The organism is Pseudomonas sp. LBUM1649, from assembly GCF_059716155.1.
In genome coordinates, this window is sequence record NZ_CP166807.1 from 2,886,138 (window position 1) to 2,900,793 (window position 14,656).

Genomic DNA, 14,656 nt, shown 5'->3' on the forward strand with positions numbered 1-14,656 from the left:
GGGAACTCAATCATTTTCATCTCCTGGACGTCCTGTAAGGACTGTTTTTTTGGGCCGCCCACCCAACAAACCTTCCTGGCCGTGAAGCATTTCTCCAACCTGCAAACCGTTATCGTCGATATGGTACAAACGCAGTTCATCCGAATGAGCGCTGGCCCGAACCTTGACCACACCCATGATGCGCAGTAAGCGGCTGTCAACTTCGATGTAACGCTGAACGACGATGGCATCGGTCAGGAACGCTGTACCATACGGGCTGAATCGCAGATCGGTATAGCGGTCTTCGAGTTCGGAGGTCATCAGCACCGTGACACCGACACCGGTCAATGCTGTGATCAGGCGCGACAAGGATTCGCGGAAATCGTCGCGGAATGTCGGTGCCACCGCCAGTTCGAAGCCTGAGAGTGAATCAATGACTACCCGGGTGGCTCCCAGGCGGCGGATCTCGGTGAGCAACAGTTGGACAATTTCATCGATGGACAGATCTGCCGCGTGGCTCTCCACCAGTCCGACCTGTCCATTTTGAATCAATGCGCTGAGTTCAGCATCGCGCAGGTGATTAGGACGTTGCTCGAAAACCGCGACGACCCCGGTTTCACCGTTGCGAGCACCTTCGGCGAGGAATGTCGACGCCAGTAAGCTTTTCCCTGACCCGGAAGGACCGGCAACCAATAGCGAGTACCCTTTGGGCAGGCCACCTCCGAGCATTTCATCAAGACCCGGCACGCCTACTTTTAATCGAGCGGGTTGCTCGTTAGTAAGTGGCTTCAGAACTTCGGCGGCACTCGCGCCGACCGGCGCAAAGACCTTGATCCCCGAGCCGGTAATGCGGAAGGTGTGCAGCCCCGGCAGGGTAGGCTGGCCGCGCATCTTCATGATTTCCATCTTGCGCACCATGGAATTGCGCTGCACGCTCTGGCGCAGCCAGATCAAGCCATCGGCCACCGTGAAAATGGGATTGGTATCGGTCTCGGTGAAGTATTCGCCAATCAAAAATGTGGTCGCTTGCCAGGTGGTCATCAACATACCCAGTTGCTGAACGAACTGCGGCAGATTGTTGTTTGGGTTGACCTCGGTCTGGCTGGCGAGCACGACAGAGCGGAACGAGTCGACAAACACCAGGGCCGGTGTGTGGTTTTCTACCTCGATGACGATGCGGCGCAGTACTTCGTCCAGATTACCCGCCAGGGTATCGTCCGCCAAGTTGATGTAACGAACCGACGTGTTGATAGCTTCGCTGTCGAAAAAGTCGAATTGCTGTTGGTAACGCAGCATCTTCAGGGGGGGTTCACCCAGCACGGTAAAAAACAGTGCCGGACGTTCCGGTGTCGCCAGGGCGAACATCATTTGATGCGCCAGGGTGGTTTTACCGCAGCCAGGCGGGCCGGCAATGAGGTTGAAGGAAAACTCCGGCAAACCTCCGCCCAGCACCTCGTCCAGCCCAGGTACGCCGGTAGCCAAACGGTTGATTGTCACTTTGGTACTCATGGCGAAGTTTCCTGCGCAGGTGGGGCGCTCAAGTTGTTGTCCCACACATCCAGTAGCAGGCGTGTAGAGAGCGATGGGCCGATCAGCGTGGCCAGCAACTGGTAAAGCGTTTTTAAACATTCCTCGCCAAAGAATATGACGTCGGTTCGATTTTGCTGGATGAGTAGGGATTTGAGGTCTGTCAGGTCCAGAGGGTCTGCCAGGCCCATGTAAGTGGTGGCCAGACTTGGATGCACAGCGGTGCAAATGTGAAGACTGCGGCGATAGAGTGCAGCGACGCCTTTCGGGCCGATGATCGGAACGAGAGCAGCGTTTGTATCTTGAAACATCGCAATGATCGCCTCGGCGACCTGGTAATCGTCAGCGATGTGATCAACCCGGAGCGCCAGGGACGCAACGATCCGGCGGCCCTCTTCGCTTTCCGTAGGCATGGCTCAATGATTTCCCATGTGTGTCTCTTGAGTTTACACGGACCGAAGGGGGGGGCAGCGCTTTTTCGGCATTGCATGTCCCCTGATCACTTTGACTATGGGTTTAGCCGATAAGTTTGAAATACGAGAGCTCGGTGGGTAGCCCATTGACCGCTTTTGGCCGACTGCTGTCCTTCCACGAAGGGCAGCTTAGGGTCGCTTTGCCTATCGGGACAGACAGCAGACGGCCAATCGCAGTCTGTGGATGCACCAAAAAATCCAGGTGTCCCGCTTACTGCCAGGCCATGCCTCTATGGCTTTAAAGTGCCTATGAAACCAAGGTCGATTCCACAGAGCGTTTTGACTACTCACCCGTCTTCCAGTGCGCCGAAACGTAGGGTGAAGGCCATGTAATCTGGATGGAAAGTGTCCTGATCGGGCGTGAACAGAGCTTTATGCGGCAGCAGCCCCTTGATTTCATTGAAGGGGACGTCATGCGTGGCATTAACGAGGCGCATGCCTATCAACACGGCGTCAAGACTGGCAGCTAGATGTTCTACACGCATTTTTTTGTTCTCCTCAGACTGACGACCATACGGCCCACATCGCGCCGACCGTGCAAGTTGAATAGGGGGGCTTCGCAGACTGTGAAACGAGTTTATAGATGGGGGAACTGCCAACCTTTCATTTGGCGACAGCGCTTTTTCATTTCATGACAATCCATGACCTTTGATCGGGGATTATGCATAGCGTCGCTTAAGTGCGTATTGCCTCGCACATGACCACCAAATTGCATTGCTACTGAGCAGGCATTTGCATTCGTGATGACCACCGTTTGCATCCGATTGACCAACGTACGCACAGGAGATGTCCGACAGAGAGCGACCACTAGTAGATCGTCATGAGCGGCAGCTTTTGGCCGATTGTTGCCTCTCGCGAAGGGCTGTAATCGACCCAGGCTGTGTGAAAACTCCCGCAATTGTCTAATTTTCTGATCGTCGAGATCGTAGCGGGGGCGATCATGAAGCGATTTATTGAAGGTGAGGCTCGGACGCAAGTCACCTTGCTGCCGGAGTGTCTGGACGATTACGTAACCGAAGAAAATTCAGTCCGAGTGGTCGACGTTGTCGTCGAGTGATAGAGGGAGACTTCCAGGGAGATGATCTGAGCCACAAAATCGTCGACAAAAGACATCATCGTCCTCGCTTGCGAGTGGGTTCGCACAGCGGAGCAGAGCTACTGTTCGTTTCAACCAATGCGCACGGGCACTGCAATAAAAAATTCATCAAGTAGCCCCTGTGGATTCGCAGGAAATCGATAGACTGGAATCTTTTGCCGCAGGAATGGTGTTGATGCGTCGTGTTGTTTTCAATCAAAAAGGTGGGGTAGGCAAGTCGAGTATTGTTTGCAACCTGGCTGCTGCAAGCGCAATGGAAGGCTACCGAACGCTCGTTGTCGACCTGGATGCACAGGCCAACTCTACCTACTACCTCACCGGTCTGACCGGGGATGACATCTCGGTGGGCATTGCAGATTTTTTCAAGCAAACGCTGTCTTCGGGGCCGGCAGCCAAAAAATGCCGCGCTCAGATTGTCGAGACCCCCTACGACAATCTTCACCTGATCACTGCCTGCGGCGAGCTTGCAGACCTGCAACCCAAACTGGAAGCGAAGTTCAAGATAAACAAGCTGCGCCGGCTGCTGGACGATATTTCCCAAGATTACGACCGCATTTACATCGATACGCCGCCAGCGATGAACTTCTATGCGTTCAGCGCACTTATCGCTGCGGATGCCGTATTGATTCCATTCGATTGCGATACGTTCGCTCGCCAGGCGTTGTACCAAGTGCTGGCACAGGTGGCTGAACTTCAGGCTGATCATAATGAGTCATTGATCGTTGAAGGGATTGTCATCAATCACTATGTGAGCACCACCGGCTTCCATCGCAATCTGGTTGAGGAACTCATCAGGGAAGGGTTGCCGATTCTTCCGGTGTATCTCGGCAGTTCAGTCAAAATGCGTGAATCCCATGAGCGATGCCAACCTTTGATTCACCTCGACAAGCATCACAAGCTGACAGGCCAGTTTGTTGACCTCTTGCACGTGCTGGAGGAAGCGAACTGAATCGGCACGGGCGCTGAAAGATTTGCAAATAGTGCATTCCATCGACTTGAGTTCGGGCGATCAAAAACGCTGCTTAACTGAGCAATGTGGTTTTCTCAGATCACTTTTCGAGTGGGGAGAAAGGAATGGCTGACAAAATGCAGGTCCTGTTTGTCTGCGCCAAAAACGATGTCCGTTCCTTGCTGGCCGAAGCGCTGCTTCGCCACACTGACTCATCAAACTTCAAAGCTTTCAGGGCGGGCCTTGAACCCGGCGATGTTGATCCTCGAACCCTGGAGTCTCTCGAACACATAGGCATAGAGACCAACGGCTTGCGTAGCAAATCGATCAATGAGTTTGAAGGGCAGGAGTCTCATTACGTGATCACGCTGTGTGATAAGTCTTCCGAAGAAGCTTCACGGATGCCGTTCTCCGGTGAGGTGATCGTGTGGAGTTTTGAAGACCCGACAACCAGTGAGAAACATGAGCCTTTGCGCCATGCACTCCAAGAAATTCACGACCGCATCAAAATGTTCGTCACAGTGAAGACAAGGCAGTGAGCTTGGATTGCGTGATAACGAGCTGATAGTTGCCTGTCGCGAGTAGACCCTCCATACGGTTGCCGATCAATCGGCCTGTCTTATGCTTTGGTTGCTCCAAGCAATTCATGGATGCCGACATACTCATCATTCGCCTGGGTAGAGTGCGAATGCCGGTCGCGTGGCAACAGGTCAGCCGGCTTGCGGTATTACGGGACTGGAGGGCGTGCTAAGCGCAGCAGAGAAGGGGGCTAGGGGCTCTGCTGAATCCAGGTCTGCTGTTCAAGCCGGGGTACTGTCAGAAGGAAGCAACAGCTCGACACCCTGCTTGCGGATGCTATCGGTCGCGGCAGGGGTCAGCGCGTCGTCGCTGAGGATGATGTCGAACTGCTCCAGCCCAGCGATCTTGTACATACTGAATGTACCGTACTTCGAGCTGCTGGCGACCAGCACCGCTTGCGAGGCCGATTGCATCGCGGCTTGTTTGACCTCCACTTTCAGCGCCGAAGGCGTGGTGAGGCCACGACGCAAATCCCAGGAACTGGTCGATATGAACGCGATATCAGTGATGACTTGACGCAAGGTGGCAACTGCCAGCCCGCCCACGCATGATTGATTGGAGTGATCCAACTGCCCGCCGGTGTGAATCACTGTTACATGGGGCGCATCGATCAACGCCTGCACAATCCCGAAGTCGTTGGTCACCACGGTCACGCCCGTCAGCGCCTTGATGTACGGGACGATCTCCAGCGTGCTCGTCCCCGCATCCAGATAAATCGTCATATCCGCATGCAGTAGCCGCGCAGCCATCTTGGCCATCGCCTGCTTCTGCGGTAACTCCACCACCGCCTTGAACTGATGGCTGGGTTCGCTGTGGAGCTGGCTGGCGATTCGCACGCCACCGGTTACCGAGTAAGCACGGCCTTCCTGTTCAAGCAGTGCGATATCGCGACGTATGGTCATGTGCGAGCAGTCGAACATGTCTATCAGTTGATGAACGCTCAACACCTGATGCTTGCGCAACTGGCGCAGCATCAACTCACGGCGCTGCTCAGGAATCATCGGTGCGCCGCGTTCGGCTGCGATGTCCTTTTGATTTGGCATTCGGGCTCCAGGGTAAAAAAAACGCATGAAAGGAAAGCGGAGCAAACATAGTAGCGAATCTACGGTGAAGGGACGAGCTGTTGCAAATCACTGTTCTCATGAGGCAAGGCGCGAGTTTCCTTGTTGGCTTTCCCAAGGAGAAGGTGCGAAGGGAGTGTTATAAAATGTTATTATAAAAAAATGCTTCACATAATCAGCTCATTGGGGGATTATCTGTCCAACCTGTATGACAACCTGATAACAAGACAAAAACAGGATGGCTACGATGTTCGATAAGGTCCCGACTCACGTGCTGAGTGACAGCGTCGCTCAGCAGTTGCTGGACAAGATTGAAACCGGTGTGTTGGCACCCGGCGAAAAACTGCCCAGTGAAGCCATGCTCTCCGAAGCCTTTGGTGTCAGTCGCACCGTGGTCCGCGAAGCCATTTCCCGCCTGAAGAACGAAGGCGTGCTGCAGCCCCAACAAGGGCGCGGCATCTTCGTCACGGCCAACGCCAATATCCGCCCGCTACGTATCGATTACGCCGAAGCCAATCTACCCGGCAGTGTGTTTCACCTGTTGGCGCTGCGACGTGCCATCGAGGCAGAAATCGCCTCCGAGGCGGCGCTCAAACGTAGCGAGGCCGATCTGGTGCTGATCGACGAAGCGCTGGCACGCATCGATGAGGGTGTAAATGAAGGGCAGGACGGTGTTCATGCCGATGTGACCTTTCATCGCGCCATTGCTCAGGCCACGGGCAATCCTTACTTCCTCAAGACTCTGGAGTTCTTCAGTCAATACCTGGAAGCCGCGACCCGCATCACCCGCACCAACGAGGCGGGCAGGGCGGACTTCTCGCATCAGGTACACGAAGAACACCAAGCGATCGTCGCAGCCATCCGGCTGAGCGATCCGCTCGCCGCCGGGCATGCCGCCCGTGCACATATCTACAATGCGGCCCACCGTTTACGCCTTGCCGGCGTTGAATAAGCCGCTGCTTTTCTCAGGAGTACCCAATGAATAACAAGAATGTCGGTGTAGTCGGTCTGGGCGCGATGGGTCTGGGCATTGCCCGCTCGCTGTTACGTAGCGGCTTCAATGTGCATGCCTGCGATGTGCGAGCGACGGTGGCGGAGCAGTTTGCCAGCGAGGGCGGCGTGGCGTGCGCTTCGCCCGTACACATGGCCGCCGAGTGCGACGTGATCATTACGGTCGTGGTGAATGCCGAGCAGACGGAGACCGTATTGTTTGGCGAGGGTGGTGCCGTGGCCGCTTTGCGTCCTGGCAGTCTGCTGATCGGCTGCGCCACCGTGGCCCCGACCTACGCCGTGGACCTTGGTCAGCGTCTGGCCGAGCACGGCCTGCTGTATCTGGACGCGCCGATCTCCGGTGGCGCGGCCAAGGCTGCCGCCGGCGAGATGACCATGATGACGTCGGGCCCGGCTGACGCTTATGCCAAGGCCGAAGCGATCCTTGCGGGCATGGCCGGCAAGGTTTATCGCCTGGGTGACGTCCATGGCCTGGGTTCGAAGGTCAAAATCATCAATCAGCTGCTCGCCGGGGTACATATCGCCGCTTCTGCCGAGGCTATGGCGCTGGGCCTGCGTGAAGGGGTCGATGCCGATGCTTTGTATGAGGTGATTACCCATAGCGCCGGTAACTCCTGGATGTTCGAAAACCGCGTACCGCACATTCTCAAGGCTGACTACACACCGTTGTCCGCGGTGGACATTTTCGTCAAGGACCTGGGCCTGGTGCTGGATACCGCCCGGGCCAGCAAATTCCCGCTGCCGCTGTCGGCCACCGCTCACCAGATGTTCATGCAGGCGTCCAGTGCCGGCTTCGGCCGTGAGGACGACTCGGCAGTGATCAAGATTTTTCCGGGCATCGAATTGCCGACTGCCAAGCCCCAGTCCGTTTGAAGCCCGAGCCCGTTTGAGGAACACCCCATGACTACCTCCACCGCACGCCCGCTGTTGGGCTGCATCGCCGACGATTTCACCGGTGCCACGGACCTTGCCAACATGCTGGTGCGCGGCGGTATGCGCACCGTGCAAAGCATCGGTATCCCGAGCGCAGACGTAGCCGCCGGGCTTGACGCCGATGCGATCGTTATTGCGCTGAAATCGCGTACCACGCCGGTCGCCGAAGCGGTCGAGCAGTCCCTCGCCGCGCTGGCCTGGCTGCGCGACCAAAGCTGCGAGCAGATCTTCTTCAAATATTGCTCGACGTTCGACTCCACTGCGGCCGGCAATATCGGCCAGGTCAGCGAAGCGTTGCTGGCCGCATTGGGTAGCGACTTCACCCTGGCCTGCCCGGCGTTCCCGGAGAATGGCCGGACGATCTTCCGCGGCCACTTGTTTGTGCAGGATCAGTTGCTCAGCGAGTCGGGCATGCAACATCACCCGCTGACGCCGATGACCGATGCCAATCTAATTCGGGTCCTGCAATCGCAGACCCGCCTGAATGTCGGGCTGTTGCGCTACGACACCATTGCTGCCGGCACTGAGCAGGTGCGTGCGCGAATCGTCGAGTTGCGGGCTCAAGGTGTCGGCATGGCAATCGCTGACGCCTTGTCGGACAGCGATCTGTACACCCTCGGTACCGCCTGTACCGATCTGCCGTTGTTGACGGGTGGCTCGGGCCTGGCCCTGGGCTTGCCGGAAAATTTCCGTCGTGCCGGCAAGCTGCGCGACCTCGACGCGTCGAAACTCCCAGCGGTGTTCGGCGGGGAAGTGGTGTTGGCCGGCAGTGCTTCGATCGCCACCAATGGGCAAGTGGCTGCCTGGCTCGAAGCCGGCCGGCCGGCGCTGCGGATTGATCCGTTGGCCCTGGCTGCGGGTGAACCGGTGGTGGCGCAAGCCTTGACCTTCGCCCGTGATAACGAACAAACCGTATTGATCTACGCCACTAGCTCCCCGGATGAGGTCAAGTCGGTGCAACAGCAACTGGGTGTCGAGCAGGCTGGCAGTCTGGTGGAAAACGCCTTTGGCGAAATTGCACAAGGGCTGCGCCAGAACGGCGTGCGCCGTTTCGTGATCGCTGGCGGAGAAACCTCGGGCGCTGTGGTTCAGGCGTTGGGCGTACAGCTGCTGCAGATCGGCGCGCAGATTGATCCGGGTGTGCCGGCGACTGTCAGCAGTACGGATGAACCTTTGGCGCTGGCACTTAAATCGGGGAACTTCGGTGGCCGCGACTTCTTCAGCAAAGCCTTGAAGCAACTGTCCGGGGGTGTGCAGTGAGCAATGAAAACGCCCTGCGCGAAGAAATCTGCCAGGTCGGCCGCAGCCTTTATGAGCGCAGTTATACCGTCGGCAGCGCCGGCAATATCAGCGCACGCCTGGACGACGGCTGGTTGATCACACCGACCGACGTCTGCCTCGGGCGCCTCGATCCGGCGACCATCGCCAAGGTCAACCTGGCCGGCGAATGGGTGTCCGGTGACAAGCCTTCAAAGACCCTGGCGCTGCATCGTCAGGTCTACGACCGCAACCCGAATGTCGGCGGCGTGGTGCATACCCACTCCACGCATCTGGTGGCGTTGACACTGGCCGGTGTCTGGCAGGCGGATGACATTCTGCCGCCGCTGACGCCGTATCAGGTCATGAAAGTCGGGCATATCCCGTTGATTGGCTACCAGCGACCCGGTTCGCCGAAGGTTGCCGAACAGGTTGCCCGGCTGGCCAACAACGTTCGTGGCGTAATGCTTGAACGACTGGGCCCGGTGGTCTGGGAGAGTTCGGTCTCCAGGGCCAGCTACGCCCTGGAGGAACTCGAGGAAACCGCGCGGCTCTGGCTGATGAGCAACCCCAAGCCTGAACCGCTCGATCAGGCGGCGCTGGACGAGTTGCGAGAGACTTTTGGTGCGCACTGGTAAGGCGTTGGCTTAACACGACAGATCGATAACGCAGGCCCTGACCGGGAGACGCGCAGCGACTCTCGATGCCCGAGGCTTGCCAAAAAATACAATAACAAGAGGAATACCAGGCATGACTCATCTTCATTGCGGCATGTTCAGATCCAGTGGCGGAAACCTTTCGTTCACCCGGCGTGAAGGGTGTGTGAAATGAGCCCGTTAATACTGCTGGTTACCGCGGGGCTCGGGATCGCTCTGTTGTTGTTCCTGGTGCTCAAGTACAAGTTTCAGCCATTCGTGGCCTTGATGCTGGTGAGCATTCTGGTGGCGCTGGTGGCCGGGGTGAAGCCGGCCGATTTGGTCGCCACCATTGAAGGCGGCATGGGCAAGACCCTGGGTCATATTGCGATCATCATTGCCCTGGGCGCGATGATCGGGCGGATCATCGAACTCTCCGGCGGTGCCGAGGCGCTGGCCAAGACGCTGATTACTCGTTTCGGCAACCGACGTACGCCGCTGGCGTTGACGATTGCCGGCTTCATGGTCGGGGTGCCGGTGTTCTTCGAGGTCGGCGTGATCATCCTGATGCCGCTGGCCTATGGTATTGCGCGCAGTGCGCGTAAGCCGTTGTTGGTGTTTGCGCTGCCGATGTGCGCTGCCTTGTTGACCGTACACGCCTTTCTGCCGCCGCACCCGGGCGCAGTGGCTGCTGCCAGTCAATTGGGCGCGGACCTGGGCCGCGTGCTGATGTTCGGTCTGCCCATCACTGCGTTCCTTTGCTACGTCGGCTACCGCGTGGCCGGACGCATGACGCGTCGGGTGTACCCGATGACCGACGATATCCGTGCCGAGGTCTATGGCCCGCATGTCACCAACGAAGATCTGGCCGCCTGGTCCAATGGCAACGAAAAAAGCACTGAGCGAGCGGCTGTGGCCGTGTCGCACATGGGCCTGGAAGAGTCCACCAGCAGCATCGTTTCCAAGTTGCCGCCAGCACCCGCACCGGGGTTTGGCCTGATCGTCAGCCTGATCCTGCTACCCATCATTCTGATTCTGCTGGGGACACTGTCCACCTCGTTGCTGCCTGCCGAATCGACCTTGCGCGGCGTCATGACCGTGCTCGGCGCGCCGCTGGTGGCACTGCTGATCGACACCTTGCTGTGTGCGTGGTTGCTGGGTTCGCGTCGGGGCTGGAGTCGCACTCAGGTGTCGGATGTGATTGGTTCGGCCTTGCCCGGTGTAGCCATGGTGATCTTGATTGCCGGTGCCGGCGGGGTGTTTGGCAAGGTGCTGGTGGATACCGGAATCGGTGCCGTGGTCTCCGATATGCTGCGCACCACCGGTCTGCCGGTGCTCGCGCTGGGCTTTCTGCTGACCCTGCTGTTGCGCGCGGTGCAGGGCTCGACCACGGTGGCGCTGGTGACCACTGCCGGCATCATCAGCCCGCTGATTGCGACCCTCAATCTCACCCCGAACCACATGGCCCTGCTGTGCCTGGCCATGGGCGGTGGCGGGTTGGCCATGTCCCATATCAATGATGCCGGTTACTGGATCTTCACCAAGCTGTCCGGACTGAACGTGGCCGACGGCTTGCGCACTTGGACGGTGTTGACCACTTTGCTCGGCACCTTGGGTTTCTGTATTACCCTGCTGATCTGGCCCTTTGTCTAACTCTTAATCTCAGGAGCTACCATGCCTCGTTTTGCTGCCAACCTCAGCATGCTCTACCCGGAACATGCGTTTCTGGATCGCTTCGCCGCCGCGGCTGCTGATGGTTTCGAAGCGGTGGAGTATCTGTTTCCTTACGACTACAGCGCTGAAGAACTCAAGCAACGCTTGAGCGACAACGGCCTGGTGCAGGCGCTGTTCAACGCGCCGCCCGGTGATTGGACGGCGGGCGAGCGGGGCACGGTGTCATTGCCGGGCCGGGAGAGTGAATTTCGTAGCGGTTTTGATCGCGCCCTGGAATACGCAGAGGTACTGGGTAACTCACGCATCCATGTCATGGCCGGCCTGCTGCCCTCCGAGAGTGATCGGGCACGGCATCACGCCATTTATCTGGACAACCTCGCCTACGCCACCGCCCAAGCGGCCCAGGCAGGCGTCACGGTATTGCTCGAGCCGATCAATACACGGGACATGCCGGGCTTTTTCCTCAACCGGCAGGATCAGGCCCAGGCCATCTGCAAGGAAGTGGGCGCCAGTAACCTGAAGGTTCAGTTCGACTGCTACCACTGCCAAATCGTCGAGGGCGACTTGGCCACTAAACTGCGTCGGGACTTCGACGGTATCGGCCACATCCAGATCGCCGGCGTGCCGGACCGGCATGAACCGGACCTGGGAGAAGTCAACTATCCCTACCTGTTCGAACTGATCGATCAGTTGGGCTATGACGGCTGGGTAGGGTGCGAATACCGGCCGCGTGGCAACACCTCGACCGGATTGCAGTGGTTGCGAGACTGGAAATCGCGTTAAGCGCAAGAAAAACTAATCCATTGAGCCGTTATTCGTTGCTCACCTTTGATGACGACTAAGGAGGCCGCTGCATAACTGGCGATCCCACTCGACCACAAGCCGAGAGTTGCGCCGCATACGGGAGGTCTGTGGTAGTAACTCTCTGCCCGTGCTGCCCAACAGCAGATGCAAGCTCGCCGTTAGGTTTGTCGACCTATGCGAAAGCTGTTGCCGGGCGGCGATTTGTCACGACAGTAACCGTGTGCTCTCAGCTCCTGCAACCGGCAAGTTATAAACCATTGAACGCAAAGCCCATTCTGCTCGGTCAATTTCGACATCAGAAAAAGCATAGCTATTCATTTGCCATCGCTACGACCACCGGCAACTCCTGGAACAGCGGGGACAGTTTGCCCGTATCGCGGCGTCGAGAAGTCATTTGCATGCCCACTACACCGAGCCGTTGAACGTCGAGACGCTGGCCAGTTGCGCGAACATGAGTACGTCGACTTTTCATGAGCATTTCAAGCGCAGCACGTTGTCGCCGCCGGTGCAGTATTTGAAGCGCTTGCGATTGCTCAAGGCGCAGACGTTGCTGGTGGCGGAAGGGTTGGGTGTGGCGCAGGTGGCGCATCGGGTCGGGTATCAAAGTACGTCGCAGTTAAGTCGGGAGTACAAGCGGTACTTCGAGCGTAGTCCGGGCGACGAACGCGCTGCCTGATCCACCACATTGATTTTGTGTTGTTGCTTAAATCCCGGGCAACAAAAAGACCCCCATTTCGGGAGCCTTGTTGTTCAGCGATTCAACTTACATGTTTGGGTAAGTCGGGCCGCCAGCACCTTCCGGCGCCACCCAGGTGATGTTCTGTGCAGGTCCTTGATGTCGCAGGTCTTGCAGTGAACGCAGTTCTGGGCGTTGATCTGGAAGCGCTTCTCGCCGTCTTACGTGGTCACCACTTCGTACACGCCGGCCGGGCAGTAGCGCTGGGCAGGTTCATCGTACAGCGGCAGGTTCTTGGCGATCGGGATGCTCGGGTCGGTCAGCTTCAGATGGCAAGGCTGCTCTTCTTCGTGGTTGGTACCGGAGATGAACACCGAGCTCAGTTTGTCGAAGCTGATTTTGCCATCCGGTTTCGGGTAGTCGATCTTCTTGCAGTCGGCCGCCAGCTTCAGGCAAGCGTAATCCGGCTTGTTGTCGTGCAGGGTGAACGGCAATTTGCCGCCGAAGATGTTCTGGTCCAACCAGTTGAAACCACCGCCGACGATGGCGCCGAACTTGTGGATCGCCGGGCCGAAGTTGCGGCTGGCGAACAGTTCGTCGTAGAGCCAGCTCTTTTTGAACGCGTCGACGTAAGTGGTCAGCTCTTCGGTGTCATCCTTCTCGGCGAACAGCGCCTCAGCCACGGATTCAGCGGCGAGCATACCGGACTTCATCGTGATGTGGCTGCCTTTGATCTTGGCGAAGTTCAGGGTGCCAAGGTCGCAACCGATCAGCGCGCCGCCCTTGAAAACCATTTTCGGCAGCGAATTCAGGCCGCCCTTGCAGATGGCGCGGGAGCCGTAGCTGATGCGCTTGCCGCCATCCAGGGTAAGCGTCCGGCGATCTCACCTTGCTAATCAATTTTAAAATCCGACTGCATGCCTTTATCGGAATCCCACCACCGTTCCCCTTGGCCGCAGCGCATCGGGAGAAGCTCGAAGCAAAGCCACGTGCGCAATTGCATGGACTTGACCGCCCATTTGCATTGCCACTGACCAGTCAATTGCACTCGTGCTGACCAGTCGTTTGCATTGGATTTGACCAGCACACGCGGTAGTGACGACCGGCAGAAAGCGGCCAAAAGCAGCCCTTCATGACCCCTACCTTATAGACACGCTAATCTCGCCTGAATCATTCTGACTCAGTGACATAAGAATCCCGGGTACTGAAAATGGAAGAAACTCTCTCTTCAATATTTGCACGCACTAACGGCTCACCAATAAATTTCAATGGGCAAACCGTCGTTGCGATCATAGAGACGCCTGCGCGCTGGCCCACAAAGCTTGCCGCGACGGTTGCAGCGTGCGTTATCTGCGCTTGCCGCGCTTGATGGAAGAACTAGGCCTGGCCCACGGCGACGGCCGCTTCGCGAAACTGATGGCGGGTTATGCCAGAGACCGACGTGCTGATCCTGGACGACTGGGGCCTGGCGCCGTTTACCGCTGCGCAACGGCGCGACATGCTTGAACTGCTGGACGACCGCTACGGCAACCGCTCGACGCTGGTGACCAGCCAGATGCCAGTGGACAAATGGCACGCACTGATCGGCGATCCGACCTTGGGCGATGCGATCCTCGACCGGCTGGTGCACAACGCTTATCGGATCGAACTGAAGGGCGAATCGATGCGCAGACGCGCAACGAAATTGACGGCGACAGAGACTTCAGACTAACAATGCAAACCCGCGTTGCTGCGCTCCGACTGCCTGTCCGAATGAGCGTGGAACGAGTGTCCGGATGTTGGTGGGCTGAGTGTCCGGATGGCGTGGAATCCGCAGGGTAACCACCCTGGCCTTGCAGATTGGGCAGCAGGCCCAGGACAAACATCTGCTCGATCAGCGGGCCGGGCTCGCGGCTTCGTAGTGCCACTGGCCGCGTTACTTATCCAGGTCAACTTGCTGTTGGACGTTGAGGTCGCGAACAGCAAGATTGGCCCTTGGTTGATGGAGGTCGCCAACGCCCGA

Annotated in this window: 12 protein-coding genes and 4 pseudogenes; 11 read left to right on the top strand and 5 right to left on the bottom strand. The window is 57.7% G+C overall.

Annotation, left to right across the window (positions count from 1 at the left end; translation table 11 throughout):
* Positions 1-6 precede the first annotated feature (6 nt).
* The 3 genes from ACA058_RS13540 to ACA058_RS13550 form a co-directional block, all read right to left on the bottom strand.
* Entirely contained in the window at positions 7-1,488 is a 1,482-nt protein-coding gene (locus ACA058_RS13540; protein WP_497639529.1) for an ATPase domain-containing protein, read from the bottom strand.
* On the bottom strand, positions 1,485-1,919 hold the full coding sequence (locus tag ACA058_RS13545) for a hypothetical protein (protein WP_497639530.1): 435 nt from the start codon (positions 1,917-1,919) through the stop codon (positions 1,485-1,487). Before ACA058_RS13545 ends, ACA058_RS13540 begins: the two co-directional genes overlap by 4 nt.
* 347 nt (positions 1,920-2,266) lie before the next feature.
* Complete coding sequence (locus tag ACA058_RS13550; protein ID WP_497639531.1) at positions 2,267-2,464, bottom strand: hypothetical protein; 198 nt, start codon at positions 2,462-2,464, stop codon at positions 2,267-2,269.
* A 455-nt stretch (positions 2,465-2,919) separates the two neighbouring features.
* Between ACA058_RS13550 and ACA058_RS13555 the strand changes: the two are divergent.
* The 3 genes and pseudogenes from ACA058_RS13555 to ACA058_RS13565 all read left to right on the top strand — a co-directional run.
* Positions 2,920-3,033, top strand: a pseudogene (locus ACA058_RS13555) (hypothetical protein); the annotation flags it as partial.
* A 217-nt stretch (positions 3,034-3,250) separates the two neighbouring features.
* Positions 3,251-4,024 carry a ParA family protein gene (locus ACA058_RS13560; protein WP_497639532.1) on the top strand — a complete coding sequence of 258 codons (774 nt, stop codon included), beginning with the start codon at positions 3,251-3,253 and terminating at the stop codon, positions 4,022-4,024.
* Positions 4,025-4,149: 125 nt separating this feature from the next.
* On the top strand, positions 4,150-4,563 hold the full coding sequence (locus ACA058_RS13565) for an arsenate reductase ArsC (RefSeq protein WP_497639533.1): 414 nt from the start codon (positions 4,150-4,152) through the stop codon (positions 4,561-4,563).
* A 261-nt stretch (positions 4,564-4,824) separates the two neighbouring features.
* On the opposite strand, the gene ACA058_RS13570 is transcribed toward ACA058_RS13565, so the two are convergent.
* Positions 4,825-5,646: a DeoR/GlpR family DNA-binding transcription regulator gene (locus ACA058_RS13570; RefSeq protein ID WP_497639534.1), complete on the bottom strand. Its 822-nt coding sequence runs from the start codon at positions 5,644-5,646 to the stop codon at positions 4,825-4,827.
* A gap of 265 nt (positions 5,647-5,911) precedes the next feature.
* On the opposite strand from ACA058_RS13570, the gene ACA058_RS13575 reads away from it, so the two are divergent.
* The 7 genes and pseudogenes from ACA058_RS13575 to ACA058_RS13605 form a co-directional block, all read left to right on the top strand.
* Positions 5,912-6,616 (top strand): FadR/GntR family transcriptional regulator, encoded by a 705-nt coding sequence (locus ACA058_RS13575; RefSeq protein ID WP_497639535.1) that lies wholly within the window; start codon positions 5,912-5,914, stop codon positions 6,614-6,616.
* A gap of 26 nt (positions 6,617-6,642) precedes the next feature.
* The gene (gene ltnD / locus ACA058_RS13580) at positions 6,643-7,548 is read left to right on the top strand and encodes an L-threonate dehydrogenase (protein WP_497639536.1); all 906 of its coding nucleotides are present in this window, start codon (positions 6,643-6,645) and stop codon (positions 7,546-7,548) included.
* Between the two features lie 27 nt (positions 7,549-7,575).
* Positions 7,576-8,868: a 3-oxo-tetronate kinase gene (gene otnK, locus ACA058_RS13585; protein ID WP_497639537.1), complete on the top strand. Its 1,293-nt coding sequence runs from the start codon at positions 7,576-7,578 to the stop codon at positions 8,866-8,868.
* Positions 8,865-9,503 (top strand): 3-oxo-tetronate 4-phosphate decarboxylase, encoded by a 639-nt coding sequence (otnC, locus tag ACA058_RS13590; RefSeq protein ID WP_497639538.1) that lies wholly within the window; start codon positions 8,865-8,867, stop codon positions 9,501-9,503. The genes otnK and otnC overlap by 4 nt, the downstream gene beginning before the upstream one ends.
* Before the next feature lie 189 nt (positions 9,504-9,692).
* Positions 9,693-11,153 (top strand): GntT/GntP/DsdX family permease, encoded by a 1,461-nt coding sequence (locus tag ACA058_RS13595; RefSeq protein ID WP_497639539.1) that lies wholly within the window; start codon positions 9,693-9,695, stop codon positions 11,151-11,153.
* 21 nt (positions 11,154-11,174) lie between these two features.
* The gene (otnI, locus tag ACA058_RS13600; protein WP_497639540.1) at positions 11,175-11,957 is read left to right on the top strand and encodes a 2-oxo-tetronate isomerase; all 783 of its coding nucleotides are present in this window, start codon (positions 11,175-11,177) and stop codon (positions 11,955-11,957) included.
* Between the two features lie 358 nt (positions 11,958-12,315).
* Positions 12,316-12,654, top strand: a pseudogene (locus ACA058_RS13605) (helix-turn-helix domain-containing protein); the annotation flags it as partial.
* Positions 12,655-12,741: 87 nt separating this feature from the next.
* On the opposite strand, the pseudogene ACA058_RS13610 reads toward ACA058_RS13605, so the two are convergent.
* Positions 12,742-13,520 (bottom strand): annotated as a pseudogene (locus tag ACA058_RS13610) (electron transfer flavoprotein-ubiquinone oxidoreductase); the annotation flags it as partial.
* Between the two features lie 433 nt (positions 13,521-13,953).
* On the opposite strand from ACA058_RS13610, the pseudogene ACA058_RS13615 reads away from it, so the two are divergent.
* Positions 13,954-14,365, top strand: a pseudogene (locus ACA058_RS13615) (ATP-binding protein); the annotation flags it as partial.
* Between the last annotated feature and the right edge of the window lie 291 nt (positions 14,366-14,656).

What these genes read in the sequence shown, in the direction of transcription:
- ACA058_RS13595 (WP_497639539.1), top strand. Translation starts at nt 9,693, where the DNA reads ATGAGCCCGTTAATACTGCTGGTTACCGCGGGGCTCGGGATCGCTCTG.
- ACA058_RS13540 (WP_497639529.1), bottom strand. Translation starts at nt 1,488, where the DNA reads ATGAGTACCAAAGTGACAATCAACCGTTTGGCTACCGGCGTACCTGGG.
- ACA058_RS13550 (WP_497639531.1), bottom strand. Translation starts at nt 2,464, where the DNA reads ATGCGTGTAGAACATCTAGCTGCCAGTCTTGACGCCGTGTTGATAGGC.
- ACA058_RS13565 (WP_497639533.1), top strand. Translation starts at nt 4,150, where the DNA reads ATGGCTGACAAAATGCAGGTCCTGTTTGTCTGCGCCAAAAACGATGTC.
- otnI (WP_497639540.1), top strand. Translation starts at nt 11,175, where the DNA reads ATGCCTCGTTTTGCTGCCAACCTCAGCATGCTCTACCCGGAACATGCG.
- ACA058_RS13560 (WP_497639532.1), top strand. Translation starts at nt 3,251, where the DNA reads ATGCGTCGTGTTGTTTTCAATCAAAAAGGTGGGGTAGGCAAGTCGAGT.
- ACA058_RS13575 (WP_497639535.1), top strand. Translation starts at nt 5,912, where the DNA reads ATGTTCGATAAGGTCCCGACTCACGTGCTGAGTGACAGCGTCGCTCAG.
- otnK (WP_497639537.1), top strand. Translation starts at nt 7,576, where the DNA reads ATGACTACCTCCACCGCACGCCCGCTGTTGGGCTGCATCGCCGACGAT.
- ACA058_RS13545 (WP_497639530.1), bottom strand. Translation starts at nt 1,919, where the DNA reads ATGCCTACGGAAAGCGAAGAGGGCCGCCGGATCGTTGCGTCCCTGGCG.
- ACA058_RS13570 (WP_497639534.1), bottom strand. Translation starts at nt 5,646, where the DNA reads ATGCCAAATCAAAAGGACATCGCAGCCGAACGCGGCGCACCGATGATT.
- ltnD (WP_497639536.1), top strand. Translation starts at nt 6,643, where the DNA reads ATGAATAACAAGAATGTCGGTGTAGTCGGTCTGGGCGCGATGGGTCTG.